Source organism: Oceanobacillus sp. J11TS1, assembly GCF_018333215.1.
Lineage (GTDB): Bacteria > Bacillota > Bacilli > Bacillales > Amphibacillaceae > Oceanobacillus.
In genome coordinates this window covers 1-255 of the sequence record NZ_BORO01000091.1, presented here as the reverse complement: position 1 = coordinate 255, position 255 = coordinate 1, and the positions used below count along the sequence as shown (strand labels likewise).

General features: G+C 0.0%; 1 protein-coding gene. It reads left to right on the top strand.

Features of this window, described 5'->3' with window-relative positions; all coding sequences use genetic code 11:
* A partial coding sequence (locus tag KI343_RS20770) for a hypothetical protein (RefSeq protein ID WP_179766249.1) occupies positions 1–255 on the top strand: 255 nt, incomplete at both ends.

Sequence of the window (255 nt, the reverse complement as noted above, 5' to 3'; positions counted from 1 at the left end):
AAAAAAAAAAAAAAAAAAAAAAAAAAAAAAAAAAAAAAAAAAAAAAAAAAAAAAAAAAAAAAAAAAAAAAAAAAAAAAAAAAAAAAAAAAAAAAAAAAAAAAAAAAAAAAAAAAAAAAAAAAAAAAATAAAAAAAAAAAAAAAAAAAAAAAAAAAAAAAAAAAAAAAAAAAAAAAAAAAAAAAAAAAAAAAAAAAAAAAAAAAAAAAAAAAAAAAAAAAAAAAAAAAAAAAAAAAAAAAAAAAAAAAAAAAAAAA